Source organism: Flavobacterium orientale, assembly GCF_014638005.1.
Lineage (GTDB): Bacteria > Bacteroidota > Bacteroidia > Flavobacteriales > Flavobacteriaceae > Flavobacterium > Flavobacterium orientale.
In genome coordinates this window covers 1-607 of the sequence record NZ_BMFG01000040.1, presented here as the reverse complement: position 1 = coordinate 607, position 607 = coordinate 1, and the positions used below count along the sequence as shown (strand labels likewise).

At 48.9% G+C, this 607-nt stretch carries 1 protein-coding gene; it reads right to left on the bottom strand.

Features of this window, described 5'->3' with window-relative positions:
* Nucleotides 1–297: 297 nt before the first annotated feature.
* On the bottom strand, nt 298–607 hold a 310-nt coding region (locus IEV15_RS14685; protein WP_262891227.1), incomplete at its 5' end, for a fructose-bisphosphatase class II.

Below are 607 nucleotides of genomic sequence, written 5' to 3'. Positions count from 1 at the left end.
ATTTATGATGGTGCAAAGGTACGAAGATTATTTTGATTACACAACATTTCCCCCCATAAAATAGCATTATTTAAAGGATATTTAAAAGATAATTGAGAGAAATCAAGAAATAAGCAACTCAAGTTTCGCAAGTTCAGGAGTTAAAGGAGTTAAAGAAGTTATCGCTCCCTACGGTCGCTGAGGAGTTAAGACAATAGTCTTTTTGGCGTATTTTTTAAGCAGCAAGACATACGTCTTAACTCCTTAACTTCCTTAACTCCTTTAACTTCCTGATATGCGAAAGTTCAGTTCTTTACTTTAATCCTCGTCGTCGAAGTCAACGCTGAAGTTCTTCTTGCCTCCGCGCTTGCCTCCGAAATCACGGCCACCACGTTTGTCGCCCTTGAAGCCACCACGCTTGTCGCCTTTCTCGAAACGCTTTCCGTCGCGCTTGCCACCGAAGTCACGGCCACCCTTGCGGTCGCCCTTGAAGCTGCGGCTGCCACGCTTGTCATCGTTGCGGAACATCAGCTTGCCCCACATCTGCCCGCCCATGCATTTCAGCGCGGCGGCGGCCAGCACCCCTTCGGGGGCCCCGCCCGAGCCCATGTACATGTCGATGCCGGTG